The sequence below is a fragment of the Ruegeria sp. BA12 genome, from assembly GCF_056539625.1.
The window spans coordinates 46,308-70,259 of the sequence record NZ_JBQFVF010000013.1; the positions used below are offsets into that span (position 1 = coordinate 46,308).

The 23,952-nt window shown below is 58.6% G+C and carries 26 protein-coding genes; 19 read left to right on the forward strand and 7 right to left on the reverse strand.

The features are described from left to right. The first annotated feature begins 62 nt into the window (after nucleotides 1-62). The 4 genes from ACR0B0_RS19200 (at nucleotide 63) to ACR0B0_RS19215 (ending at nucleotide 2,913) form a co-directional block, all read left to right on the forward strand. The gene (locus ACR0B0_RS19200; RefSeq protein WP_254428605.1) at nucleotides 63-854 is read left to right on the forward strand and encodes a trypsin-like serine peptidase; all 792 of its coding nucleotides are present in this window, start codon (nucleotides 63-65) and stop codon (nucleotides 852-854) included. Next, on the forward strand, nucleotides 851-1,666 hold the full coding sequence (locus ACR0B0_RS19205) for a trypsin-like serine peptidase (protein WP_170379321.1): 816 nt from the start codon (nucleotides 851-853) through the stop codon (nucleotides 1,664-1,666). The genes ACR0B0_RS19200 and ACR0B0_RS19205 overlap by 4 nt, the downstream gene beginning before the upstream one ends. Nucleotides 1,667-1,788: 122 nt before the next feature. Then, on the forward strand, nucleotides 1,789-2,256 hold the full coding sequence (locus ACR0B0_RS19210; protein WP_170351869.1) for an Hsp20 family protein: 468 nt from the start codon (nucleotides 1,789-1,791) through the stop codon (nucleotides 2,254-2,256). 198 nt (nucleotides 2,257-2,454) lie between these two features. After that, a complete protein-coding gene (locus ACR0B0_RS19215; protein WP_480649159.1) occupies nucleotides 2,455-2,913 on the forward strand; it encodes a hypothetical protein in 459 nt (152 codons plus the stop codon). A gap of 230 nt (nucleotides 2,914-3,143) precedes the next feature. Here the strand turns inward: ACR0B0_RS19215 and ACR0B0_RS19220 are convergent, their stop codons facing one another. After that, nucleotides 3,144-4,619 (reverse strand): NAD-dependent succinate-semialdehyde dehydrogenase, encoded by a 1,476-nt coding sequence (locus ACR0B0_RS19220; protein WP_170361865.1) that lies wholly within the window; start codon nucleotides 4,617-4,619, stop codon nucleotides 3,144-3,146. 249 nt (nucleotides 4,620-4,868) lie between these two features. Between ACR0B0_RS19220 and ACR0B0_RS19225 the strand changes: the two genes are divergently transcribed. The 6 genes from ACR0B0_RS19225 to ACR0B0_RS19250 all read left to right on the forward strand — a co-directional run bounded on the left by ACR0B0_RS19225 (nucleotide 4,869) and on the right by ACR0B0_RS19250 (nucleotide 12,014). Beyond that, on the forward strand, nucleotides 4,869-5,948 hold the full coding sequence (locus ACR0B0_RS19225; protein WP_480649161.1) for a hypothetical protein: 1,080 nt from the start codon (nucleotides 4,869-4,871) through the stop codon (nucleotides 5,946-5,948). 277 nt (nucleotides 5,949-6,225) lie between these two features. After that, entirely contained in the window at nucleotides 6,226-7,344 is a 1,119-nt protein-coding gene (locus tag ACR0B0_RS19230) for a hypothetical protein (protein ID WP_170552300.1), read from the forward strand. Nucleotides 7,345-7,400: 56 nt separating this feature from the next. Further along, nucleotides 7,401-9,335, forward strand: a complete 1,935-nt coding sequence (locus ACR0B0_RS19235) for an AAA family ATPase (protein ID WP_170351874.1) — start codon at nucleotides 7,401-7,403, stop codon at nucleotides 9,333-9,335. A 415-nt stretch (nucleotides 9,336-9,750) separates the two neighbouring features. Continuing rightward, nucleotides 9,751-11,088, forward strand: a complete 1,338-nt coding sequence (locus ACR0B0_RS19240) for a DUF6638 family protein (RefSeq protein WP_170351875.1) — start codon at nucleotides 9,751-9,753, stop codon at nucleotides 11,086-11,088. Then, nucleotides 11,089-11,355: a hypothetical protein gene (locus ACR0B0_RS19245; RefSeq protein WP_480649163.1), complete on the forward strand. Its 267-nt coding sequence runs from the start codon at nucleotides 11,089-11,091 to the stop codon at nucleotides 11,353-11,355. Between the two features lie 11 nt (nucleotides 11,356-11,366). Next, on the forward strand, nucleotides 11,367-12,014 hold the full coding sequence (locus ACR0B0_RS19250; protein WP_170351877.1) for a DUF1523 family protein: 648 nt from the start codon (nucleotides 11,367-11,369) through the stop codon (nucleotides 12,012-12,014). Between the two features lie 41 nt (nucleotides 12,015-12,055). Here the strand turns inward: ACR0B0_RS19250 and ACR0B0_RS19255 are convergent, their stop codons facing one another. From ACR0B0_RS19255 to ACR0B0_RS19280, 6 genes are all read right to left on the reverse strand, one after another. Next, nucleotides 12,056-13,150, reverse strand: a complete 1,095-nt coding sequence (locus tag ACR0B0_RS19255; protein ID WP_170399425.1) for a flagellar basal body P-ring protein FlgI — start codon at nucleotides 13,148-13,150, stop codon at nucleotides 12,056-12,058. Beyond that, nucleotides 13,147-14,157: a flagellin gene (locus ACR0B0_RS19260; protein WP_226689702.1), complete on the reverse strand. Its 1,011-nt coding sequence runs from the start codon at nucleotides 14,155-14,157 to the stop codon at nucleotides 13,147-13,149. Before ACR0B0_RS19260 ends, ACR0B0_RS19255 begins: the two co-directional genes overlap by 4 nt. Beyond that, on the reverse strand, nucleotides 14,157-15,608 hold the full coding sequence (gene flgK, locus ACR0B0_RS19265; protein ID WP_480649165.1) for a flagellar hook-associated protein FlgK: 1,452 nt from the start codon (nucleotides 15,606-15,608) through the stop codon (nucleotides 14,157-14,159). The genes ACR0B0_RS19260 and flgK overlap by 1 nt, the downstream gene beginning before the upstream one ends. A gap of 33 nt (nucleotides 15,609-15,641) precedes the next feature. After that, complete coding sequence (locus ACR0B0_RS19270; RefSeq protein ID WP_170351880.1) at nucleotides 15,642-16,937, reverse strand: flagellar hook protein FlgE; 1,296 nt, start codon at nucleotides 16,935-16,937, stop codon at nucleotides 15,642-15,644. A gap of 97 nt (nucleotides 16,938-17,034) precedes the next feature. Then, nucleotides 17,035-17,871 (reverse strand): flagellar motor protein MotB, encoded by an 837-nt coding sequence (locus ACR0B0_RS19275; RefSeq protein ID WP_480649167.1) that lies wholly within the window; start codon nucleotides 17,869-17,871, stop codon nucleotides 17,035-17,037. 86 nt (nucleotides 17,872-17,957) lie between these two features. Then, nucleotides 17,958-19,277 (reverse strand): FliI/YscN family ATPase, encoded by a 1,320-nt coding sequence (locus ACR0B0_RS19280; protein WP_480649218.1) that lies wholly within the window; start codon nucleotides 19,275-19,277, stop codon nucleotides 17,958-17,960. A gap of 105 nt (nucleotides 19,278-19,382) precedes the next feature. On the opposite strand from ACR0B0_RS19280, the gene ACR0B0_RS19285 reads away from it, so the two are divergent. The 9 genes from ACR0B0_RS19285 to ACR0B0_RS19325 are packed head-to-tail and all read left to right on the forward strand — an operon-like array spanning nucleotide 19,383 to nucleotide 23,940. Next, on the forward strand, nucleotides 19,383-19,769 hold the full coding sequence (locus ACR0B0_RS19285) for a FlgB family protein (protein ID WP_480649220.1): 387 nt from the start codon (nucleotides 19,383-19,385) through the stop codon (nucleotides 19,767-19,769). A gap of 12 nt (nucleotides 19,770-19,781) precedes the next feature. Then, complete coding sequence (gene flgC / locus ACR0B0_RS19290; protein ID WP_480649169.1) at nucleotides 19,782-20,168, forward strand: flagellar basal body rod protein FlgC; 387 nt, start codon at nucleotides 19,782-19,784, stop codon at nucleotides 20,166-20,168. Between the two features lie 11 nt (nucleotides 20,169-20,179). Next, nucleotides 20,180-20,470: a flagellar hook-basal body complex protein FliE gene (fliE, locus tag ACR0B0_RS19295; RefSeq protein WP_170351884.1), complete on the forward strand. Its 291-nt coding sequence runs from the start codon at nucleotides 20,180-20,182 to the stop codon at nucleotides 20,468-20,470. 4 nt (nucleotides 20,471-20,474) lie between these two features. Continuing rightward, nucleotides 20,475-20,747 carry a flagellar biosynthetic protein FliQ gene (locus ACR0B0_RS19300; protein ID WP_058282142.1) on the forward strand — a complete coding sequence of 91 codons (273 nt, stop codon included), beginning with the start codon at nucleotides 20,475-20,477 and terminating at the stop codon, nucleotides 20,745-20,747. Beyond that, a complete protein-coding gene (locus ACR0B0_RS19305; protein WP_170361880.1) occupies nucleotides 20,747-21,457 on the forward strand; it encodes a flagellar hook-basal body complex protein in 711 nt (236 codons plus the stop codon). The genes ACR0B0_RS19300 and ACR0B0_RS19305 overlap by 1 nt, the downstream gene beginning before the upstream one ends. A 22-nt stretch (nucleotides 21,458-21,479) precedes the next feature. Continuing rightward, a complete protein-coding gene (gene flgG / locus ACR0B0_RS19310; protein ID WP_480649171.1) occupies nucleotides 21,480-22,265 on the forward strand; it encodes a flagellar basal-body rod protein FlgG in 786 nt (261 codons plus the stop codon). After that, a complete protein-coding gene (gene flgA / locus ACR0B0_RS19315) occupies nucleotides 22,265-22,681 on the forward strand; it encodes a flagellar basal body P-ring formation chaperone FlgA (protein WP_170351887.1) in 417 nt (138 codons plus the stop codon). The genes flgG and flgA overlap by 1 nt, the downstream gene beginning before the upstream one ends. Further along, nucleotides 22,681-23,412 carry a flagellar basal body L-ring protein FlgH gene (flgH, locus tag ACR0B0_RS19320; RefSeq protein WP_438826490.1) on the forward strand — a complete coding sequence of 244 codons (732 nt, stop codon included), beginning with the start codon at nucleotides 22,681-22,683 and terminating at the stop codon, nucleotides 23,410-23,412. Before flgA ends, flgH begins: the two co-directional genes overlap by 1 nt. Before the next feature lie 9 nt (nucleotides 23,413-23,421). Further along, nucleotides 23,422-23,940 (forward strand): flagellar basal body-associated protein FliL, encoded by a 519-nt coding sequence (locus ACR0B0_RS19325; RefSeq protein ID WP_480649173.1) that lies wholly within the window; start codon nucleotides 23,422-23,424, stop codon nucleotides 23,938-23,940. Nucleotides 23,941-23,952: the final 12 nt, after the last annotated feature.

Below are 23,952 nucleotides of genomic sequence, written 5' to 3' on the forward strand. Positions count from 1 at the left end.
GCCCTATTTTCGCCCTACCACGACCGTAGGAAGGTGATCCAACAGCAACGCCGGAGAACCGCTTGCAAAACTGGATCAGGGCTTTAGCGCTGGCATTGATGCCGATAGCGGCCGCGGCGCAGGATAGTGGGCTAAAAAGCCTGGATACCACCGATGCCGGGCGGGCGTGGATGGCCGTTGGCCGTCTGGATATAAACGGATCGGGGTTTTGCACGGGTACGCTGATCTCACCTACTTTGGTGCTGACCGCCGCGCATTGCCTGTACGACAAAACAACCGGTCAGCGGATCGATCTGTCCGGGGTCGAGTTTTTGGCCGCGTGGCGTCTGGGCCGCGCGTCCGCCTATCGTGCGGCGCGGCAGGCGGTGGTGCATCCGGACTATCGCTATGACAACGAAACTTCGACGGCACGGTTGCGCAATGACATTGCACTGATCGAGCTGTGGCAACCCATTCGCAACACCACTGTGATCCCGTTCGAAACCGGCGATCGCCCCCGTCGTGGGGAAGAGGTGGGCGTTGTCTCGTACGGGCAGGACAGGGCCGAAGCCCCGGCGCTGCAAGAGGTCTGCTCGGTCATGACCCGCCGGTCAGAAGTTCTGGTGATGTCCTGCGATGTCGAGTTCGGCTCTTCGGGCGCGCCGGTTTTTTCCTTTGAGGGTGACCGCCCGCGCATCGTGTCCGTGGTGGCTGCCAAGGCCGAGTTGAACGGCCAGCGCGTTGCCGTCGGTACCCCGGTCGAAGGGTCGCTGCGCCTGTTGCAAGCTGAACTGTCGGCTGGGCGCGGGTTTCTGGCTGCGCCCCCTGAGGGTACATCCAAAAGAAACATTGGCGCGAGGTTCATCAAGCCATGATACGAATTCTGCTGGGCACATTGTTATGCTTGTCTGTCTTGTCGACCGCATCCCATGCGCAAACCGCAAAACGCAAGCTGACGGATCGTGACGACCTTTATGGCTGGGAGGCGGTGGGCCGCCTGGATATCGGCAATAAGGGCTTTTGCACCGGCACGCTGATTGCACGGGATCTGGTTCTGACGGCGGCTCATTGTGCGTTGGATAAGGCCACCGGCCGGCCCTATAAACCCGGAGAAGTGACGTTTCGTGCCGGATTGAGCAACGGTAATTCTCTAGCCGACCGCAAAGTCATCCAGATCGCCACCCATCCGGATTTTGTGGCCAATGCGCCGGTCTCGGCACCGCGAGTTCGCATCGACGTGGCGCTGATGCGTCTGGATACCCCGGTCCCGCACGGCGTCGCCGATCCGTTTGCGTTGTACGAGGGACGGATCAACGACAACGAGATCAGCGTTGCATCCTACGGGCAAGGCCGATCCGAGGCAATTACGCGCCAGCGTTCGTGCAGCATCCTTCAACGCGGTCGCGGGCTGATCAGCTTTGACTGTGACGTAACCTTTGGGTCTTCGGGGTCGGCCATTCTGGCAAAAAAGGGACCGCGCTGGCAGATTCTGTCGGTTGTATCCGCGGGTGGTTTTGATGGTCGGCGCAAGGTCGGGTATGGCATGGAACTGTCTGGGATCGTTTCTGATTTGAAAGCTGACCTGCGCCGAGATGCACCCCAGCCCAAGGCCAAGATCCGCCGGTTGCAGGTGGGGTCGGACAAGTCCAGTTCCGGTGCCAAATTCATCTCATCCGACGGGTCTTGAACTCGTTCGAAATGCTCCCCATGTGAATTGTACCGGGTCGCCGTGAACGGGGCCTGGCATACTCAATCGCCCGTCCGAACGGAGGGCAAATCGTAGATCGCTCAGATATGAGGATATGACACATGCGTACTTTTGATTTTGCACCGCTGCACCGCGCAACCATTGGTTTCGACCAGATCGCAGACATGATGGACCGCGTTCTGACCAATGACGTGGCTCAGCCCAGCTATCCGCCTTACAACATCGAAAAAACCGATGCCGACACCTATCGCATTTCGGTCGCTGTCGCCGGTTTTTCGGAAAATGACCTGTCGGTCGAAGTGAAGGAAAACGCGCTGATCGTCGCCGGTAAGAAAGCCGCCGAAGACCAAGAGCGCAGCTATCTGCACCGTGGCATCGCCACCCGCGCGTTCGAGCGCCGCTTTGCACTGGCCGACCACGTGCGTGTTACTGGCGCGAACCACGAAAACGGCATGCTGAACATCGACCTGAAGCGCGAGGTGCCCGAGGCCCTGAAACCGCGCCGAATCGAGATCGCATCGGCCAATGCCATTGAAAAGGATGTGGTCGACGCCAAAGCCGTGAACTAAGGCGGTAGACCCACACGCCGCGGCGGTCTCCTCCTCTCTGGGCCGCCGCACCATGCGCCCCGCGTTCCTCCAGACGCGGGGCGTTGTTTGTAAGCTCGCTAGTGGCCGCTATGCGGACAAAACTGCTGTTGCTAGTTTCGGTTCCCGCCAACTAGGGTGAAATAGGCTGTCTCTTAGTCGCTGTAGTTGAGATACTTAATGACTGACCTTTGGAAGACTAACGATCATCCGACTGTTGTTTGGGCTAACGGCAGCGAGAATTGGCAAACCAAGCGGATTCAGACCATCAATCAAAGCTTGTTGGTCGTGGACATAGCTGCCGCAACAAAGGCCTCTGAACCAGAAAGCGTTGGCGGAATTGACGGCGTATATCCCCTTAAAATCAAGCCCGAAAGCGATGAGTTGCGCTTAAGCTTTTATGACTTCGTTGCGTATTCGGTGACTGCTGAAATGTTTGCTCAACAAGGCGATCAAGAAATTTCGGTCGGGGGTTGGCTTCGAGTTTTCTCGAAATCATTTTACTTGGAGTTTGTGGAACGAAGTACTTGGGCGACATCAGAATTTCCCGGAGATTTGATACACTATCAGATCAACACGCTTGACCATACGATTGATGTCGTAACTTCGAACCCTCCTGAAATTCTCAAATCTATTTAATGAAGCGAGGTATATAAGGGCTCAAAACAGACATTAATAGAAAAGTCCCACAAATAATTTCGCGGAACCGACCCCAAGCAGGGGTCGAAAGTTGGTTCCTTCGGTCACCGACCCAATCGACCAGAACAGAGTATTGCTGAGGCGCGGGCGGCACCGCCCACTGAAGTATGGTGATGCTTTGGATGCGCTTTTTTTGTGGCAAGCGCATCCAAATATGGGATATCGACGGATCAGACCGACATGCAGATGTATTTCATCTCAAGATAGTCTTCCATGCCGTGATGGCTGCCTTCGCGACCCAGGCCGGATTGTTTGACGCCGCCGAACGGGCCCAGCTCGGTTGAGATGATGCCGGTGTTCACGCCCACGATGCCGTATTCCAGCGCCTCGGCCACTTTGTAGACGCGGCTCAGGTCCTTGGCATAGAAATAGGAAGCCAGACCAAAGATCGTGTCATTGGCCATGGCGATGACATCATCCTCGTCCTCGAACTTGAACAGAGGGGCCAGCGGGCCAAAGGTCTCCTCTTGCGCGACCTTCATGTCCTGCGTCACGCCGGTGACGATGGTGGGCTGAAAGAAGGTACCGCCCAGATCATGCGGCAGGCCGCCGGTCAGGATAACGCCGCCTTTTTCCGTGGCATCGGCGATGTGTTCGCGCACCTTGGCGACGGCCTCGTCACTGATCAGCGGGCCGGTGGTGATACCCTGGTTCAGGCCGTCGCCGACGTGCAGGGCCTCGGTTGCGGCTTTCAGCTTGGCCGCGAATTCGTCGTATACACCGGCCTGCACATAGATGCGGTTGGCGCAGACACAGGTCTGGCCGTTGTTGCGGAACTTGCACATCATCGCGCCTTCGACGGCCGCATCCAGATCGGCGTCGTCGAATACAATGAAAGGTGCATTGCCGCCCAGCTCCATCGAACATTTCATGACCTGATCGGCGGCCTGACGCAGCAGGATGCGCCCCACCTCGGTCGAGCCTGTAAAGGTCAGCTTGCGCACGCCGGGGTTTTCGCAGAACTCTTTGCCGATCTCGCTGGCCTGAGACGAGGGCACGACGTTGAACACGCCGGCAGGTACGCCCGCCTGTTCCGCCAGCAGCGCCAGCACCAGCGCTGACAACGGCGTTTCCGTCGCCGGACGGGCCACAAAGGCGCAACCTGCGGCCAGCGCCGGGGCCGCCTTGCGCGTGATCATTGCGTTGGGGAAATTCCACGGAGTGATCGAAGCCGCCACACCGATGGGCTGTTTCAGCACGGTGATCCGCTTGTCGCGCTGATGGCCGGGGATGGTCTCGCCATACACACGCTTGGCCTCTTCGCCGAAGAATTCGATGAACGAGGCACCATAGGCAATTTCACCCACGGCTTCAGCCAGCGGCTTGCCTTGTTCGGCGGTCAGGATCTTGCCCAGATCCTCGGCGTTTTCCATCATCAGGTCGAACCAGCGGCGCAGGATTGCAGCGCGTTCTTTGCCGGTCAGCTTGGCCCATTCTTTTTGCGCAGCCTCGGCCTGAGCGATGGCGCCTGCCACCTGCGCCCGGCTGACATCGGCAACCTCGGCCACCACATCCCCGCGGGCCGGGTTGGTCACCGCAAGGGTGCCATTGTCGCCATCCACCCACTGACCGCCAATATAGGCTTTGGTCACCAGCAGGTCAGGGTTTTTCAGAAGGGATTTCAGATCGGTTGTCGCGTCCAGCATGGGTCAGCCTCCGGCAGAAAATTGGTTCAACGCACCCAATCAGGTGGGGTCGGGAATGTCTATGTCCACTATCGCCAGCGGGTCAATCCAGATTTGATCAAATAACCTTCAGTTCAAGGCTGTGCATCACGCCTATCTTTTTCAGGCTGAGTTTGTCAAAGTCTGGAGGAAATTTGGACCCAAGGGGATGTAAACACCCGTAACATTCCCTATCTTATTGGGTAAATAAAGAAAAAAGGGATAGCAGAGATGTCGAACCATCAATTTGATGCCTTGATCGAAGAGACTCAGGCGAAAGTCCGTGAAAGCCAATCACAGATCGAAGGGCTGACATCGCGGATTGAGGCCGCCCGCGCCAAGATCGGCACCACCGAGGCGGATATCGACATCGAAAATGCCACGCTTGAAGACGTGCATGCCCATACCGAGGTGATGAACGCCAATATCGCCGAGCTGATCATGGGGCTGGATGACGTCACCAACGCGTTTTCCAAGGATTTCGACGAGATGCGATCGAAAACCGGGTGGGAATCGTTTGTCGGCATCTTTGCCAAAGCCAAATCCGAGTCGATGCGGCAGGAGCGCATGCGCACCGCCAATATCGACGACAAGCTGCAGGACCTGATCGCCAAATCCGACGTGATCGTCAAGCTGCTGGAAGGGCAGTTGTCGGTGTTGGAGGAGCAGCGGGTAAAGGTTGAGGACAACCTGACCGTCACTCTGGACGACCGCGAGGCGACCGTGGCCGAACTGGAAGCCTTGCGCGCTGAAATTCAGGGCATGGACCCGGCCATCATCACGCTGGAAAACAAGATCAGCGTCGAACAGGACGCCGCCGCGCGGACCCAGCTGGAAACCGAACTGGCTGAGATGAACAAGCAATACAACGCCAAGGTTCAGGAAGAGCAGGTCAAGCTGGCCAAGTCCCAGACGCTTGAGCGCTATATCGAAAAGGGCAAGACCTGGGTCGATTCCCTGCAGAACCAGGCGGCGACGCAGATGGTGCTGATCAACAAGCTGCAAACAGACACGCAACAGCGCGTGGTGCTGTATGACGCCCTGACCAAATCGCTGAAAACCGCGCAGCAGCAGGACGTGGCCCACCGCATCAACGAGATCGGCGTGCAGACCGACCAAGAGGCGCAAACCGCCATGGCCGCCATCGGCACCGCGACCAACCAGAAGATGGCCGACATGCTTGAGGCGCATGAGGACCACATGGTCTTTGCCCGCGACGTGCTGGAGAAAAAGGCCAAGGCGGATGAACGCTTTGCCCGTCGGTTCGCGTCGATTGTCGAGAAGCATGATAAGAACTTGTATGGGGTGTGAGGCGCTTCAGTGACGTTCCGTTCCAAAGGCAAGCCAAAAGGAATACGCTACAGGTTCAGGATAGGGATTCTCTTTGTTGTCTTTGGTGGGTTCCTAACTTTGCTTCTTCTGACAGCTGATTGGACCCCGGATTCTTTGATAGCTAAACTTATATTGATAGCGGGTGTTCTATTGATGACATTCTGCTTTTGCGTTCTGTTTGCCAACGGTCTGATCAAACTTGAACAGCTTGATCAGAAGTTGTTCGGCCGCCGACAAAGAAAAGAGCGCGTGGATAATGACTAACCCCACCCAAGACCATGTCGGCCTGACCGACACCTTCGCCTCGCGCCGCTATTTCCGCAAATTTGAGGTAATCACCGTCCATCTCCTTCGTGTGGCTGCGACGATGGAGGCCGAGGGCGCGATCAGCAAGCAAGAGGTGCGGATCGTGTCGCGCTACCTCTCGGGGCTGCTCTACACGTTCCGTGCGCTCAGCATGAAGTACCTGCTGGTCGGGCGCGATACGGGGCGTTTTTTTGGCAGCCTTGCGATGGACAAGCGCGACAGCGGATTTCCCGTGGCGGCGGAGTTGCTGACCATGGCCAACGACGCGCAGCAGGCGCAAGTACATCTGGCAAATATGCCCTCAGAGGACGACCTGAAAACCGACATGGTGCGCACCATCATCAGCGAACAGGAAATCCCCACCAAGCTGCAATTCGCACTGTCCCAAAGGCTCTATTACGAGGAATTGCTGAAAGGTCAGCTGTTCTGGTCCCGCAACGATCCTGAATGCCACTGGATCGGGAATGAAGGCGAGCGGCGCAAGTTCATGATCCACTGGGCGGTCTATGACAGCCAGATCAACCTGCCGGTCATCTACCTGATGCAGCTTGAGGACAGCGGCAAGACGGCCCTGCCCAAGGATCAGCGCCGCTGGCCCGAAGTGCAGGCGCATCTGATGGCGCAGTCCTTGGGTGGATTGAAACTGGTGACCATCGCCAAAGGTTTCGATCAGGACTTCGACGACCTGCACCCCAAACACCTGCGCCGCATCCACGTGGGCCCGATGTATTCCTCGGCCTATACCGAGCAATCCGGGCCACTGCGGCAGGTGCTGGAAGACGCGCAGGCGCCCGAAGGTCAGGACTGGGCGCTGGCCTGGACCACGGAAGAGCTGGAAAGCGAAGACGTGATCGAAGAACGCGCCGGGTGGTTTTCCACCGTCGAACGCGAGGTCTTCGCTTTGGACCCGTTCGGCGGGCAGGGGGCCGAGACCGGCGCCACGAGCACGCAGCGATCCATCATCCTGCCCCAGCGCCCGTTCCAGGTGCTGGCCGAGCGCAACCCGCCGGGATTTGCCGACGTGCGCAAGTTCGTCGTTAGCAAGACCGGGCAGGTGTTGAGATATTGAGGATTTCGCCTTCGGCGAGAGTATTTTTGAAAAGATGAAGCAAGGGCGGTGTTGAGATGAATTTGACGTCTGATCAGATGGAATTGCGTGAAGCGGATATACGCAAACATTATCCGGCGGCGACCGCCTTGCTGAATGGGTTTGAACACGCGCCGCGGATTGCGAAGGCGGTTGATGCGACGGTCGAGCGTTCACCGGGTGTGTCCACGGGGCGGCGGTTTCGGTCCACGACCCCTGGTCTAGTGACAAGGCGTACTGTGCGGGCCGACGGGGTGCATCTGGTTGAACGGATCGAAGCTTCGGATGATGGCGATGCGCTGGTCTCGCCGCCGCAAGCCACTACGCAGCAGGCAATCCGCCGTGCGGTTGCCATTGCGCTGGCGGTGGCTGAAGCCTATGCCGAACAGACACCGCTGGCAGACCTGAAACGCGCGAACCTTGCGGGCGATTTGCCCGCCGCGCGCAAGACCGAGTTTTCGGAATTGCTGACAGCTGAGGCGCTGATCACCTCGCATACTTTCGGCAATGCCTTAGCCTATCTGATGTCCTCGCATCTTGGCGAAACCACTGCTGATATTGGTGAGATCGAAGAGGTCTTGACCGACAACGGTCAACTCGCCCTGCATGGCGCATTGTGGGAACTGGACCAGATGCTGGCCAAACATGCCCCTGACGATGCCTATCTGATCGCGGCCACCAGCGCCTATGCTGAACAGCTAATGGAAAAAGCCGCCCTGCGCGCGCAATCTGCTGGTCATCTGGCCCCGTTCCACAACGCCGCGTGGCATATCGAGGCCGATGATCTGACGATCCGAGGGTTTGAACCCGCCTCGAAGGCCAAATCCACCACCCTGACCATGACGTTCAAGAAACCGAACGAGGTGGTTGGCAACCACATCGCCAAGTATCAGGCGATGAAGCTGGCCAAGATGGTGATGGCCTATGACTTCGACCGCCGCCTGAACCCGTTTGCCGAACTGGGTGGGTTCATCTTTACTTTCATGGGCGACGGCAAACCGGGCACCGGCAAGACCACTCTGATCCAGATGATGGCCGGGCTGATCAATGACTACTGTCAGAACGCAGGCTATCCGTTCCGCTATCAGAACCTGAGCACCGACAATATCGACAGCTATCAGGGCAAATCCGGTCAGAACGCCAAGGCGTTTATCAACACGATCATCGACCCCTCAGTCATTGGGTTTGGCACCATCGACGATATCGACCAACTGGCGGGCAAGCGCGGTGATCGGCAGTCGTCAGCTGGGCAACTGGAAATTACCGCCGTATTGATGGAGAGCTTTGCCGGCGCCAACACCGTTGTACGCGGTAACTGCACTTTCGGCATGTTCTCGAACTACCCCGAGAATGTAGACGACGCCCTGCGCCAGCGTGCGGGCGCGCGGTTTCTGGTGGACGGGCCGCAGACGCGCGAGGATTACATCGACATCCTGCACCTGCTGATGGGCCGCAACCACGACATCCCGCTGGGCGAACACGAAGCCTATGCCGCGCAGGAGATCAAGAAGGCCGTCGCCGCCAGTTTCGAAAGCCATTCCCGCCCGCATGAGGATGCTCTGCTGCAGGTCTATGACCGGGTCTCCGGCGATATCGGCCAGATGGACACGATCGCCAAGCTGGGCAGCTACCTCAAGGCGATCCAGCAGGCGGATGAGCGCTTCACTGGCCGCGCGATCAAGAACATCACCGACGCGGTCAAGGTCCGCGCGATGGATTTCGAACTGCCTGACGAATGGATGGAAAACCCCGACCTGTTCCTGTTCCGCGACTACGACACCAAGAAGGCCATGATCGAGGACCTACGCCAGCCGATCACGGTCGAGATGGTGATCCAGGAAATCAACCGCTATGCCGACAGCGAGTTCCGCTATGCCGACAAGAGCGACGAGGTCGCCATCGAAAACGCCGTTCGCGAGATGGGACGGATGGAAGAGGCCAAGCGGCGGTATTTGGACGGGAGGGGTGCTTAACCAATGATCATAGTCACCGCAATAATTGTGACTATCGGCGCCTCAAGTTTCGCGTTGGGTTGGTATGCGTTACCTAGAGTGGATACATTCGCGGCTTCGGTCATACTAGCACTACCCGTCGGGGGATTTATAGCTCCTATGGTTTTGACCGAGGCGTTGGGGATTCTAAATTCTGGCCAATTCGGTGCGGGCATCGGTTACATTCTAATCTATCTTTTCAGCCTGATTAAGTTTCCGTGGATTCTCTTTTGCACAATCCTGCTCTCATCGGGGATGTGTCTGTTTGCGTTACATGTGCGCCAATCTCTAGATTCCTCTCTGTCAAATGAGGATACGGCTCGGGCGCGAATTAAGGAGCAAAGAAAGCTCATGAACGAAGCAACATTAGAAAAGGGTCAAAAGCGGGGATGACACAATGATCCGCCTCATCGAAAAAGGCCTGATGTTCGGCAACCTCGTCCACATCTCCAGCCCGGCTTTGGTCGAGCGGTATAACCGCGCGCTGCAGCCTCTGGCGGGCAAGAGCACGGCGCTGACGGATTTCCATGTCGATATCTCGGGCTATTCGCCGGAGGTGGGGATCGAGCTGGAGGATGAGCTCTACCTCAACCCCAATGGGGTCAACCGGCAGTTCATCCTGCTGACGACCGAGCAGAAACGCAGCCCCCTGCTGAACGTCAAATTCTCGACCTCGCGCGATATCCTGCGTGAATTCATCGAGATGAACGAGGCGCAGCTGTTTGCCCTGACCGCCACAGATGCGGTGGCCGGGGAGATGGTGAACTCGGTCATCAAGCTCACCTCGCCGCGAGACCTACTGAACATCAAAAAGATCGAGATTGAGGCCGACACTGCAGGCGGCACCCTGCGCAAGGCGCAGCAGCTGGCGGGCATGGTCGAACAGTTCAAAACCCAAGAGGACGCCTGGTTCGATGACGTTCTGATCGCCAGGATGATTGAAACCGCCAAGGAAACCGGCGACGTCACCCGCAACCCCGTTCGCCTGCGCCACACCGCGTTTGAGCAACGCAACTTCTGGACGGCGCATTTCGGCGGGCTCTATCTGTTCCCGGATCTGGACCATCCGGCGGCGATCTGCATGGGCAAAAAGCCCGAGGATCTGAAGATCAAATACACGTTCGAGCCGTCGCAGCGAAACCAGATCGCCAAGTTTCTTGACTATAACGACTTGGTCGAACCAATCGTCAAAGCGCGGGGCGTGGATGCCACCGCGATCCTGCAGCAAAAGATGGATTTCCTGACCGTCGACGCGGCGGCGGATGCGGGCGTTGACCTGACGGGGCTGGATCGTGGCGACATGCGGCGGCTGGCCCGTAATCACGCAGACCGCCTGCCCGAGGCTTATCACGGTTTGGGCCAATTACTGCGCTGGGCGAAGGATGGTGGTCCGTGGCCGCGCATCACCTCGGACCATCCGGCCTATTTCTACACGTTGCGGGCCACCGATACGCCGAACCGTGATCTGGTGAACATGCTGCTGGCTGAGCTGGCCCCGCTGGACCCGCGCCAAATGTTCATCTGCCACAAGGAACTGTTTTACAACACCTATGCCGGTTGGCCCGAGACCAAGAAAGCCTATGTTGCCGACTTTCTTGCGCGCGAGTATCAGGTGGACAAGGCGGGCGCCCGCGCTGCGTTGTTCGGGCATGAACCGGACATGAGCGGCAGTGACCGGATTAGCGATGACATCATCGCACGCGTTGGTCCCTGGGGCGCAGTTGGGAGGAATTGAATGCTTGTCGCAATCCGTTTTCTAATTCCACTGCTGATCGTTCTGACCGTGATCTATGTCGGGCTGTCGATCTACTCCCGCCTCGTCCGTCGGCGTAAGTTGATCGCGCATTGGGAAAAAAAAAGGCTGCACGGTGATCGAGAGGCTTTTCTCGAGCGAGGAATGCGGCAATATGACAAATCGTTCCGCAAGAAACTGCTGCTGGGTGTCTACGTCATCCCGCTTGGGGCCATTGCCCTGCTGATCTATATTACTAATTTCAAATGAGGGCCGGATAGATGGTCTATGTCAAATGGGTATTCATCATCGTGTTCTGGGGGCTGGTCGCCTCGGTGCTGGAATACACTTTGCCGCAGCAGGATGTGGTGCGGATCGTAAAGACCGAGGTGCGGCGCGTCGATTTTGGTGAGAACTCGATCTTCTGGGCACAGCAAGATACCGGCCAAGAAGGCGCGCAGACTGTCAACCGAGATGTGCGATTTGTGGAAACATTCCGCCCGAACGGGAAACCGCGCGTTTATCGCAATGAGGATACCGGCTGGGGCTGGCCGCCCTATTTCAAACTCGACAGTTCGAACCTACAGGCGGAACTGACCAATCTCGTGTCGACTGCGGATAACCCGCAATGGGTGGTTTTGCGCCATTATGGTTGGCGCAATCAGCTTATGTCGATCTTTCCCAATGTGGTCTCGGTGCGCCCGGTGGACAGCCCTGATGTGCGGCTGATCCCATGGTTCAACATCATCTTTCTGACGGTTTTCTTTGCCATCGTCTGGGCTATTTGGGTGCGCTGGCGTCGGTTCCGGCAACGCCGTATCGACCCGATGCTTGAGAATATGGAAGATGGGATTTATGCCGCCGGTGATGCGATCGAAGAAAAGCGCAACGGGTTCCGCCGCTGGCTTGATAGCTGGAAATCCAAGTGATGGCGGGCATCTGATCCCGCCACCTGCTCGGTTCTGTTTGCTTATCGAACTACAAACTCAGCGTGCAATGCCCCGGCGGCCTTGATCGTTTTCAGTATGTCGATCATGTCGCGGGGCGACACGCCCAGCGCATTCAGCCCGGCCACAACCTCGGACAGGGTAGTTGCCTCGGGGATTTCGGCCAACCCAGTGCCCTCTTCTTCTTCGATACCGGCGAAAGTGCGGGGGACCACAACCGTTTCGCCGCGGGCAAAAGGGTTAGGCTGAACTGCGATGGGGGATTCCTCGACTGTCAGGGTTAGATTGCCTTGTGATACCGCGACCCGTGAAATCCGAACCTCTTGCCCCATGACGATGGTCCCTGAGCGCTGATCGACCACGACGCGCGCTTTGGTTTCCGGTTCGACCAGAATGTTTTCGATCCGACCCAGCGCATGCGCGGTTGAAACCGACTGGGTTGCCGCAATGTTGAGTTCCACCGTACCGGAATCCCGCATAATCGCCACTGCGCGGTTGAATTCTGTGTTGATCGCATTCTCAATCCGGCTGGCGGTGGTGAAGTCCGGCTCGCGCAGGGCAAGGCGCATTTGCGTTAAGGTTGACAGGTCAAAATCGATCTCACGCTCAACCCGTGCGCCCGAGGGGATCACGCCGGAGGTCGGCACTCCCTGAACAACCGAAGCAGCCTCACCCTCAGCCACGGCGCCACCGGCCAGAACCGTGCCTTGCGCCACAGCATAGATTTGCCCATCGGCCGCGTTGAGCGGTGTCATGATCAGGGTGCCACCCAACAGGCTTTTGGAATCACCAATGGCCGACACCGTCACGTCGATCTGCCCGCCGACCCGCGCAAAAGGCGGCAGGCTGGTGGTCACCAACACAGCCGCTACGTTTTTAGGGCGAAAATCTTCGCCATTCACGTTGACGCCCAGCCGTTCCAGGATGTTCGACATAATCTCTTCGGTGAAGGGTGAATTGCGCAGCCCGTCGCCAGTTCCGTTCAGCCCGACAACCAGGCCATAGCCGACCAGATCATTGCCCCGTACCCCGTCAAAATCCACAAGATCCTTCAGGCGTATCGTGCCAGCGAACGCGATCCCGGGCAGCAACATCAGTAGGAAAACAAAAAGCTTCATCTTAGGAAATTCACCAGCGACAGGTTCGCATTGCGAACGGTGACGGAATACAGGCTCTCCAACTGGAACTGGACAGTCTGCAACTGTGCAGCGGTTTCATAGGGGTCCGCAGCGATCAACTTGTTCCTGCTGAATTCAAGGCTGGTCTGCGCGGCGCTGTTGCGCGTGGCCGCCTGTTCGATCCGAGCCTCTGCTGAACCGACCTGAGCGCGCAAGTTCACCACATCGTTCTGGGTGTTGGCCAGATCGACGCCCAACTGTGTAAACAGGGCAGTGCGCTGATCACGCGGCAAGTTCAGAGCATTGTCAGAGACCAACGCCGCAACGGCAATATCTCGTATCGCATCCTTGATCGCGGGGTCGGTGGCTGTGATCGGGATCGTGATGCTTTCATTCTCGGATATCTGCATCGGTGCCAACGCATTGCCCGAGCCCTGGTAGATCACCGCGTCAAACCCGGCGGGGTCGTTGAACCAGTCTTCTGCCGCCTGTCTGATATCCGCTGTTGTGACGTATCCGCTCAGCTCCGTTTCAAGTGCGTTCAACAACGTGTCGGTTGACGGCAGGGGGGAGACATCAGTGGCCGCGCCGGAATACAGGCTGCGTCCACCAGCGCGGGTGTTCAGCGCTGATATGATCGTATCCAACTCGTTCCGGGCCTGAACCGATGCATTTTCATGGCTGACCGCCTGGTTTGACGTGCCGAAGGACAAAAGGGAGGAGGTCAACTCGGTCACGGACTCGTTAATCGTGGTCAAGCTCAGCTGCATGGCATCCGTGAACAGCCCAGCCTCAGCCGTCGATATCTGATAGGCGTCTAGACGCGATAGGCTGCGGTCCAGATCCAGCAGATGGGAATAGTCACCATCCAGACGTCCCGACACATCCTGAACCTTGCCGGTCGACATCTCATAAGACAGGGTTTCGATTTCGTTTCTGAGTTCGGTCGAGCGGGTCCGCAATGTCATGCCCCGCGCCAGATCGCCAATAGACGTCAAATTCATCATCAGAGCCTCAACAAGGTTTGCATCAATTCATCCACTACCGAGATGACCCGCGCGTTCGCGGCATAGGCCTGCTCGATCTCCATCAGGTTCTGCAATTCCTGGTCGGTATCCACGCCCTGCTCCGCCTCGATTCTGGCCATTTCCAGCTGCGCGCTGTTGGCAAAGGTCAGGTGCTGGCTGGCGGTATGAGCGTCCGATCCGGTTCTGGACATCAGCGACTCGGTCAGGTCCGAGGCGCGCATGTCCCCGGTGCCAAAGGGCGACCCCGCGACGGGCCGGGCATCGCTGAGAATGGCGCCAAAGGCTTGCAATTGCGTGGCATCGCCCGGATCGCCGGGGGCCACCGCACCAAGCCCGTCGCGCAAGCGCCAGCTGTCACCTCCAGTGTCGGGATCAACAATCGTGTTCAGGCTGATGCGCGAGGCCAGCCCCTCAGGCGCAGTGGCATCGAAGCGGTTGCCGGCATCCGTGAACAGACCGGGATCGGTAGGCAATGCGGTGGGGTCCAGACCGGGTGTTTCGAACCGTTCGATCATATCCCGCGCGACCGAGTCGAGATGAGCCTGTGCCTCAACCGCCAGCTCATCGCGGATTTCAAACTGCGCCATCAGCGCGCCGCCGCGTATCTGGGCGTTGTCTCCGCCGGTGCGCACCGGGTTTCCGTTCATCTCCAACCCCGACAGCAGCCCATTGCCCACCGTCATGTGGGGTTTGGTGTCGCCCGTGGTGGTAAAGGAAAATTCGGCAGCCGCGCCTTCCAGCAGGATCAGGCCACCGTCTGAGTACAGCGACACCTGGTCGTTCGCACGCGGAACCGCGTTCACCGGCACCAGCTCATTCACCTGATCTATCAACACCTGCCGCTGGTCCAGCAGGGCACCAATATCGCCACCCGCATGTTTGACCGACGGAATTTTGGCGTTCAGCTTCACGATATCCTTGAGGGTCTGGTTCAGGCTCTCTACCTGCTTTCCAATGGAGCGATCTGCGTCCGAGCGCAGCTGCCGAACGCCTTCGGACGCCGAATTGAGCGCGCTGGCCAGATCATGGCCCGCGCGGGCCACCTGATCCAGTCGCTCAGAAGAATCTGGCAGGCTGGCAGCGGTGATCAGGCTGCTGTCGAACTCGGCCAACCGATTGGCGAGCGATGTGGGATCGTCAACCGTGCCAACGACGCCCTCAACACTGGTGTGAAAGCTGGAAACTGCAAATTGGTAGGCCAGTTCCGCATCGGTGGTGCGACGGTTGGCGGTAAGAACCGGGTCCTGATTGCGAATAACGCCTGCGGTGCGCACCCCGGTACCCGAAATCACGTTTGTCGTCAGTTCCAGAGACCTGCGGGCAAAGCCGGGCGTCCGCGCGTTGGCGATATTGTCTGACACGACCGAGGTGCCGCGGCTCGAGGCCGTCAGGCCGCTGACGGCGTTGTTGAATGCTGTCGACAAATTCATCAGACAGGCCCCCTTTCCGGGTCAAAACCCTAATCAGCGTTTGATGTTGGTGGTTTCTTGCAGCATCTCATCAACGGTCTGAATCACCGTAGCAGCCGAGGAATAGGCGCGTTGGGTCTGAATCAGCGAAGTCAGCTCGGTCGCGATATCTGTGGTCGATTCCTCGCGCGCGAAAGACACAAGTTCACCTGTTGGACCTTCCCCCGCGTTCCAGAGAAAATATGTGCCGCTTTCCCGTGATGGCGCATAAGTCTGGCTGTCCAGCGCGGTCAGGCCATTGGGGTTGGGCACATCCGCTAGCGGGATCTGGAACATGCGGCGGCTGACACCAGTGTCATAGAACGCATAGACATAGCCATTTTCATCGACCTGAACGCTGGTCATCGTGCCCACGGCCGACCCGTCGCGTGTGATCGAAACGGGCGCAAAGGTATCGGACAGTTGCGTGATGCCGTCCGCATCGCCGATCTGGCCGATATTGATCTCCATCGGGCCACCCGCGACGTTGACCACAAGGCTGCCGGTTGCCGGGTCATAAGCCCCGCCAGATACGGTGGCGACGCTGGCCAGTGTGCCGCCAGCGGTGCGGCTGTCGGTGAACGTCAGCGTGTATTCCCCAATCACCGCTCCGCCCGAGGCTGAGTCGCGCAGCACCATGGTCCATTCATTGCTGCTGCCGGCCCCGGGGACGGTTGGCACAAGTTCGATATCCACGCTTTCGGATTTGCCCAGGTTGTCGAAGTATTCAACCGACAGGGGTTGTGTGTCGCCCGGCGACCCGGCTTCGGTGGCCGTTGCGGGCAAGTTCATACGCAGATTCATCTGTGTGGTCGGCGCGCCGGACAGTTGATTGACGCTAAGCTGCACGGGCTCGAGCGCCGCCGGGGTGTCCCGCGGCACCGCGGGAATTGAACCGTCCGGGTTGGCGCGCCAGCCCAGCAGGACCAAGCCGGATTCGGTGACCAGATACCCTTCCTCATTGGTGCGGAAAGAACCGGTCGTGGTCAGTTGCATCTCATTCGAGCCACCCGCGATTTGCGAGCTTGGGCGCACCGGCAGCATGCCTCGGCCGCGTACTGCCAGATCAGTTGAATTGTTGGTCGTCACCAGTGACCCGCGCTGATCGATCAGACGCTGGCTGGTGGTTCTGACCCCACCCGCCGAGTAGCTGCCGCCCTGACCCGAGGTGACCATCGAATGAAAATCCGTCTCGACCCGCTTGTAGCCGAAGGTCGACGAGTTGGCGATGTTGTCTGAAATAGTAGCCAGCCGGTTGGCGTTGGCCTTCAAAGAAGCCACACCGGCATTCAGCGAGGAGGAAATCGTCATTGGCACGCCCTTCTGTTGCGTCAATCGTTGAGGCAACAGCTAACGCACTGCCCCTTAACAGCGCGCTAACAGTTAAAATGCGGCCTATCCTGTGCGTTCAGGTGTCGCGCAGAAAGATGATTTCGATCCGGTTATTGCGCACGGCCATCGGGTTTTCATCGCTCAATTCCCGGTCGGCATGACCGGTCACGCGATCCAGCCGAGAACCCGCAAAACCCTTTTCCTCAAGCAGTTGGCGTACCACCTGCGCGCGCGAGGTCGATACATCCCAGGACGGGTCCTGCGCCAGAACAACGGGCGAGGCGCTGACGTGACCCTCGACCGAGACAGCATTTGTCACCAGATCCGAAGATCGCGTCACCAGCAGGGCCAGCGCCCGCATCATTGGGGTCGGTTCATCCGTTCCCGATTCGAACAGCGGCTGATCTTCGGTATCAAACAGCTCGACCACCAGACCTTCGTCAGTGACGCGCGTAACGATGTGCTTCAGCACCTTGTCCGACACCATGCTTTCCCCGGTATGCCCCAGAAGTTGCGCTTCGAGCGTCGAGAAGTCCTCGGACATTTCCTTGCCGCCATCGGGATTCACGCCGATCGACCCCCGCGCTTGCCGCGCAATCGTCGGGTGCCGCTTGGTCGCGCCCGAGCCATCCATTACCATGGTCACTTCGGAAAACATGTTGTTCCCGCCAAAAGCCCCATCGCCCCCGCCCGAAACCGGGTTTACCGGAATTGTTGGCGAGAAATAATCCGCCAGCCCTTTGCGTTGTTTCTCAGTCGTTGCATTCAGCAGCCACATCAACATGAAGAAAGCCATCATGGCCGTGACAAAGTCGGCATATGCGACTTTCCACGCGCCGCCGTGGTGACCATCGCCACCTGACACACGTTTCTTCTTGATGATGATTGGCGCCGCATTGGATTGCGCACCCATCTCCACCACCTTTTCTATCACCCAACTACAGGCGTAGCCGGGCAGGTCTTAAGGTGGGCTTAACACTTAAAACTGTCCGGATTTCGCTAGCGCGGCAGGTTGGCGTTGGCCCGCCGCAGGATCAGTTGCAGGTGGTTGAAGCTGTTTTTGATTCCATCCGGTTCAGATTTGCCAAAGAACGCGTCCAGTTCCTCATGCACGCGCACCGCCTGATCCAGCAGCGGGTCTGCGCCTTCGGCATAAAGCCCGGCCTTGATCATGACTTCGGATTGTTCATAGCTGCCGACCAGTTTGCGGGTTTCCGAGATCAATTGGTTTTCCTCTGCGGTCGCCGCCCCCGGCAAGCTGCGCGATACCGAACTGCTGAGGTCAATGGCCGGAAACCGACCGCGCTCGGCAATGTCGCGGCTCAGCACGATATGCCCGTCCAGAACCCCGCGCAGGATGTCGGCCACTGGTTCATCCATATCCGATCCCGCGACCAGAACACTGAACACGGCGGTGATATCACCTTGGTCCGCCGTTCCGGGACCCGCGCGTTCACACAACCCGGCAATCAGCGGCGTGACCGAAGGTGGGAAGCCCCGCAACGAAGGCGCTTCGCCCATGGCAACGGCGATTTCGCGGTGCGCCTCGGCAAATCGCGTCACCGAATCGGCCAGAAACAATACGTTCAGCCCCTGATCGCGCAGATACTCGGCCACCGACATTGCCGACCAGGCGCAACGCCTGCGGGCAAGCGCCGATTGATCGGACGTGGCCGCGACAACGACCGAGCGTTTCATCCCCTCTGCCCCCAACGCATGTTCGACAAACTCGTTTACCTCCCGCCCGCGTTCGCCCACCAGTGCCACGACAACGGCATCCGCCTGCATTGATTTCGCGAGCGTTGCCAGCAAGGTGGATTTTCCGACGCCCGACCCGGCGAACAGACCGATGCGCTGACCCTGGACCACGGGCAGCATCGTGTTGAGCATCGCTAAACCGGTCTCCATCCGTGCGCCCAGCGGTTTACGTGCCACAGCGGGGGGCGGGGCACGCATGATGTCCTGCTCATGTGCGCCCGAAAGCAGAGGTTTCCCGTCCAGCGGTTTGCCAAAGGGATCGACCAGGCGCCCCAGCCAGTGCATGCCGGGTGCGAAAGCGGGTGTCTGGTCCAGAATCACCTGGTCACCCAGGCACACCCCATCCGGCGCGGCGGTTGGCATCATGTGAATCCCATCGGCCTCGACATGCAGCACTTCGCCCGGCAGATCCGGGCCATTACGACGCCGCAATGTTAGGTGGTCACCGATTCGCGCCTGCCCTTCAAGCCCTTGTATTTCAATGACTCCGCGCGCCACGCCGGTAACGCGGCCCATATGGCGCACAGCAGACAGACGGTCGAATTCACACTTCAGAAGCATCGGGTCGAGATCGGACATCGTGGGTTCTCCAACAGGTTTCTGCAAACTCTTTCTAAAGGAATCGGGGTTAAGCCTTGATTGAAATTGATCGAGGGAGAAGCCCCGATGTTCTATGACCTGAACGTCTTTAAGACAGCGTACGCAATGGCAACCCACGCCGGGCAACGGCAGGCGGTGATTGCGCGCAACATGGCCAATGCGGATACGCCCGGCTACCAGCCCCGAGATATCGAGGGTTTTCAGAAAGCATTCGAAAAATCAGACCGTCAGGTTTCGATGACCGCCACCCGCGCGGGTCATCTGAACGGCGCCACCGCCCCACAGCCCTGGGCCGAGTTTGAGGTTGCGCCGTCAGGCGATCCAAACGGCAATGGAGTGTCTGTCGAGGAAGAGATGTTCAAAGCTGTCGAGGTCAAGCGCCAGCATGACCGCGCGCTGACCATCTACAAATCCTCGATGAACATCCTGCGCAGCAGCCTTGGCCGGTCATAAGGAGTGTAAGACATGAGCGATTTTTCCCATTCCCTAGCCGCCTCAACCAATGCTCTGCGTGCGCAATCAGCCCGCCTGCGGCATGTGTCCGAGAATATCTCGAACGCCGATACGCCAGGTTATCGCCGCAAAACTGTGCCGTTTGAGACGGTGCAAAAAAACGGACAAGAGGTGGTGCAGGCCGGGCGCGTCAAACTGGATCGCCGCGAGGGTTCGCGCATTTATGACCCCGGTCACCCGATGGCGGATGAAACCGGCCATTACAGTGGCTCGAATGTCGATCTGATGATCGAAATCGCAGACGCACGTGAGGCGCAGCGCAGCTATGAGGCCAATCTCAAGATGTTCGACCAGTCACGCCAGATGTCGTCGAGCTTGATGGAACTTCTCAGAAAATAAAGGACATTAGAATGGATATCCGATCCCTGACCGCGGCACAAAACTATGCTGTCGCTCGCCCGGCCACGCAGGCCGATCCTGATCACGCCGGATTGGCGCAAGGGCTGCGCAGAACGTTTCAGGACTTTACAGCGACGCTGAAGCATTCCGAGCAAATGTCGCAGGCCGCCATGACCGGCCAGGCCGATCCCCACGCTCTGGTACAGGCACTGGCACAGACCGAGCTGGCCGTGGAAACGGCGGTCATTGTCCGCAACAAGGTGGTCGAGGCGTATCAGGAAATCCTGCGGATGCCGGTCTGATCGGATGCTCAGCGAAGGTCTCTTCTATGACATTGTGCGCCAGGCGCTGTGGGTCGCGGTCATTACCTCGGTTCCTATCCTGGCGGTGGCGCTGGTGTCGGGCCTGATCGTGGGTCTGTTTCAGGCGCTGACCTCGGTACAGGAAATGACACTGACCTTCGTGCCCAAGCTGATCGCCATCGTCATCGTGTTCTGGATCTCGATGGGGTTCATGACCCAGACGCTGGTGACGTTTTTCACCACAACCCTCATCCCATTGATCGCCGGAGGTCGCTGATGGATACCGCCTATACCACTTTGTCCCGTCAATCGGGCCTGATGAATGAAATGCGGCTGGTGGCGAATAATATCGCCAATGCCAACACCACCGGATATCGCGCGCAGGGTCTGGTGTTTTCCGAGTTTGTCCGCGACTTGCCGGGCAACCCGTCCCTGTCCATGGCACGGGCCGAGGCGCGCAACACTTCATTGCAGCAGGGCCTGCTGACGGAAACCGGCGGCCAGTTTGATTTTGCCATCGAAGGTGATGGGTTTTTCATGGTCGAAACGCCATCCGGCAACAGGCTGACCCGGGCCGGAGCGTTCTCACCCAGTGCCGAGGGTGATTTGGTCACGATGGACGGCCACCGGGTGCTGGACAGCAACGGCGCACCTGTTTTCATCCCGCCGGATGCTGCGTCGATTGACGTTGGCAGCGATGGCACACTGAGCATCGAGGGGCAATTGCTGGGGCAGATCGGCGTCTATCGTGTGGCCGATCCCAAAACGCTAGTGCGTGAAGGCAGCACGCAGTTCCGCGCCGAGGGCGAAATTGACCCGGTCGAAAACCCAGTGGTGCTGCAGCGTTTTCTCGAAGGGTCCAACGTCAATGCGGTCGAGCAGGTGACCCGGCTGGTGGAAATCCAGCGCGCCTATGAGCTGGGCCAAAGCTTTCTGGAAACCGAAGACGAACGTCTGCGCGGCGCGCTCAAGGCGCTGATGCGTTGATTTGTGAAAAGGAGATTTTGACATGCGAGCATTGAAAATCGCGGCTACGGGCATGACCGCGCAGCAGATGCGGGTCGAGACGATCTCGAACAACCTGGCGAACACGAACACCACCGGCTACAACGCCCGCCGGGCTGAGTTCGCGGATTTGCACTATCAACAAATGGCGCGGGCCGGGTCGGTGAACGCCAATGACGGCACCGTTCTGCCCACCGGAATTCAACTGGGTCTGGGTGTGCGTCCAGCGGCCGTCACAGTGCAGTTGGCGCAGGGTGGCTTGTCGGCCACCGGGAGCGATCTGGACGTGGCCATCGAAGGGCGTGGTTATCTTGAAGTAACGCTGGCCAATGGTCAGTCGGGTTATACCCGCGATGGCAGCCTGAAACGATCCGCCGAGGGGTTGATCGTCACATCAGACGGGTTTGCCGTCGCGCCCGAGATCACCATTCCTGACGATGCCCGGTCGATCTCGATCAACGCTGCGGGCGAAGTTTATGCCTATTTCGACGACACGGCAGACGGGCAGTTGTTGGGTGAGCTGACGCTGGCCAGTTTCTCGAACGCCAAGGGGCTTGAGGCGATTGGCAGCAATCTTTTCAAGGAAACCGAAGCCTCAGGCGCACCCGTGGTCGGCACACCGGGTGAGGATGGTCTGGGCACGCTGCGGCAAGGGTATCTTGAAGACAGCTCGGTCGATGCGGTGCGCGAAGTGACCGAACTGATCGAGGCGCAGCGGGGATATGAGATGAATGCCAAGGTCATTTCCGCCGTCGACCAGATGATGGGCGCAACCACACAGGTGCGGTGATGCGGTTTCTGGTTTTGATGTTGGCCCTTTTGGTGCCGGCCTCGGTACAGGCCGATATCGTCGTGCCGACTCGCACTATTCGCGCCAAGGAAATCATCTCGGCGACCGATCTGGAGCTTAAGGCCCAGCAGGTGCCCGGCGCGATAACCACGCCTGAGTTTCTGATCGGGCAAGAGGCCCGCGTCGCGCTGTATCCCGGACGCCCGATCCGTGAAGGCGATGTGGGTCCACCGGCCCTGGTGGATCGCAACGATCTGGTTGTCCTGATCTTTGACCGCACACCGCTGTCGATCACCGCAGAAGGCCGCGCGCTGGGTCGTGGGGCCGCCGGGGATCGTATCCGGGTTATGAACCTGTCCTCCCGTACCACTGTGACGGGCCTTATCCGGCCCGACGGCCAAATCGAGGTAAAATGATGTCGCAACTTTCGAAATCTCTGTTGTTTGCCATTCTGGCGGTGTCAGCCTGCGGGCGCTTGGATCATCTGGGCAAACCGCCAAGCTTCACTCCGAACGAGGATTCCCCCGAACATGTCGCGATGTTGTGGCCGGGCCTGCCTTTGCACACCCAGCCGCAGCGCAATGTCGACCGGTCCTCACTATGGAGCGGTGGGCAACAATCGCTGTTGGGCGATCAGCGGGCGATCAAAAAGGGAGATATCCTTACGGTCGTGATTGAGCTGGACGAAAAGGCTGAGTTTTCGAACGACACGGAACGCTCGCGATCTGCTTCGGAAAGCCTTGGCATCGTCGGCCTGTTTGGCCTGCCACAGCGCGCGGCGGATCATCTGCCGGAAGGGGCGTCGCTGGCGGACGCGGTCGAGATCGATTCCGCCTCAGAAAGCACGGGCGAAGGATCGGTTAAGCGTAAGGAAAAGCTGACGCTGCGTGTGGCCGCGACCGTGATCGACGTGCTGCCAAACGGGGTGCTGTCGATTTCGGGCTCGCAGGAACTGCGCGTCAATTTCGAACTGCGCGAGCTTTTGGTGACGGGCTACGTGCGACCACAGGATATCTCGCGCAAAAACGAGATCACCTATGACAAGATCGCCTCGGCCCGCGTGTCTTATGGCGGGCGCGGACAGATCACTGACGTGCAGCAGCCGCGTTATGGCCAGCAGATCCTGGATGCTGTGCTGCCGTATTAAGGAGCGGATGTGATGAAGAAACTTCTACCCGTCGTATTCTTGCTGATCGGTCTGGGGGCCGGTATCGGTGCCGGAGTTGTGTTTGCGCCCTCCGGTGAACCGAAAGAGGCCGCAAAACAGGAAAAACCCAAGGCCAAGGCGGAAAAACCCAAAGAGAAATCCGCCAAGAAAAAGGACATTGCTGGGGAAAAGGACACGCAAAGCGACTATGAATACCTCAAACTGACCAAGCAGTTTGTGGTGCCCGTCGTCGATGCGGACCGGATCGCGGCGTTGGTCACCATGTCGCTGAGCCTTGAAATCACTCCTGGCATGACCGAAGCTTTCTACGCGCTTGAACCCAAACTGCGCGACGGTTTTTTGCAGGTCATGTTTGATCACGCCAATACCGGTGGTTTTGACGGCGCTTTCACTGAATCGGACAATATGAGCGTTCTGCGCAAAGCGTTGCTGGAGACAGCGCGCAAGGATTTGGGCGATGATGTGTTTCAGGTCTTGATCATGAGCGTCAACCGTCAGGACGTTTGATTCTGACGGGGT

Bases quoted from the DNA above. Each gene is read 5' to 3' on its own strand.
- ACR0B0_RS19205 (WP_170379321.1), top strand. From the start codon at position 851: ATGATACGAATTCTGCTGGGCACATTGTTATGCTTGTCTGTCTTGTCG.
- ACR0B0_RS19210 (WP_170351869.1), top strand. From the start codon at position 1,789: ATGCGTACTTTTGATTTTGCACCGCTGCACCGCGCAACCATTGGTTTC.
- ACR0B0_RS19215 (WP_480649159.1), top strand. From the start codon at position 2,455: ATGACTGACCTTTGGAAGACTAACGATCATCCGACTGTTGTTTGGGCT.
- ACR0B0_RS19220 (WP_170361865.1), bottom strand. From the start codon at position 4,619: ATGCTGGACGCGACAACCGATCTGAAATCCCTTCTGAAAAACCCTGAC.
- ACR0B0_RS19225 (WP_480649161.1), top strand. From the start codon at position 4,869: ATGTCGAACCATCAATTTGATGCCTTGATCGAAGAGACTCAGGCGAAA.
- ACR0B0_RS19230 (WP_170552300.1), top strand. From the start codon at position 6,226: ATGACTAACCCCACCCAAGACCATGTCGGCCTGACCGACACCTTCGCC.
- ACR0B0_RS19235 (WP_170351874.1), top strand. From the start codon at position 7,401: ATGAATTTGACGTCTGATCAGATGGAATTGCGTGAAGCGGATATACGC.
- ACR0B0_RS19240 (WP_170351875.1), top strand. From the start codon at position 9,751: ATGATCCGCCTCATCGAAAAAGGCCTGATGTTCGGCAACCTCGTCCAC.
- ACR0B0_RS19245 (WP_480649163.1), top strand. From the start codon at position 11,089: ATGCTTGTCGCAATCCGTTTTCTAATTCCACTGCTGATCGTTCTGACC.
- ACR0B0_RS19250 (WP_170351877.1), top strand. From the start codon at position 11,367: ATGGTCTATGTCAAATGGGTATTCATCATCGTGTTCTGGGGGCTGGTC.
- ACR0B0_RS19255 (WP_170399425.1), bottom strand. From the start codon at position 13,150: ATGAAGCTTTTTGTTTTCCTACTGATGTTGCTGCCCGGGATCGCGTTC.
- ACR0B0_RS19260 (WP_226689702.1), bottom strand. From the start codon at position 14,157: ATGATGAATTTGACGTCTATTGGCGATCTGGCGCGGGGCATGACATTG.
- flgK (WP_480649165.1), bottom strand. From the start codon at position 15,608: ATGAATTTGTCGACAGCATTCAACAACGCCGTCAGCGGCCTGACGGCC.
- ACR0B0_RS19270 (WP_170351880.1), bottom strand. From the start codon at position 16,937: ATGACGATTTCCTCCTCGCTGAATGCCGGTGTGGCTTCTTTGAAGGCC.
- ACR0B0_RS19275 (WP_480649167.1), bottom strand. From the start codon at position 17,871: ATGGGTGCGCAATCCAATGCGGCGCCAATCATCATCAAGAAGAAACGT.
- ACR0B0_RS19280 (WP_480649218.1), bottom strand. From the start codon at position 19,277: ATGCTTCTGAAGTGTGAATTCGACCGTCTGTCTGCTGTGCGCCATATG.
- ACR0B0_RS19285 (WP_480649220.1), top strand. From the start codon at position 19,383: ATGTTCTATGACCTGAACGTCTTTAAGACAGCGTACGCAATGGCAACC.
- flgC (WP_480649169.1), top strand. From the start codon at position 19,782: ATGAGCGATTTTTCCCATTCCCTAGCCGCCTCAACCAATGCTCTGCGT.
- fliE (WP_170351884.1), top strand. From the start codon at position 20,180: ATGGATATCCGATCCCTGACCGCGGCACAAAACTATGCTGTCGCTCGC.
- ACR0B0_RS19300 (WP_058282142.1), top strand. From the start codon at position 20,475: ATGCTCAGCGAAGGTCTCTTCTATGACATTGTGCGCCAGGCGCTGTGG.
- ACR0B0_RS19305 (WP_170361880.1), top strand. From the start codon at position 20,747: ATGGATACCGCCTATACCACTTTGTCCCGTCAATCGGGCCTGATGAAT.
- flgG (WP_480649171.1), top strand. From the start codon at position 21,480: ATGCGAGCATTGAAAATCGCGGCTACGGGCATGACCGCGCAGCAGATG.
- flgA (WP_170351887.1), top strand. From the start codon at position 22,265: ATGCGGTTTCTGGTTTTGATGTTGGCCCTTTTGGTGCCGGCCTCGGTA.
- flgH (WP_438826490.1), top strand. From the start codon at position 22,681: ATGTCGCAACTTTCGAAATCTCTGTTGTTTGCCATTCTGGCGGTGTCA.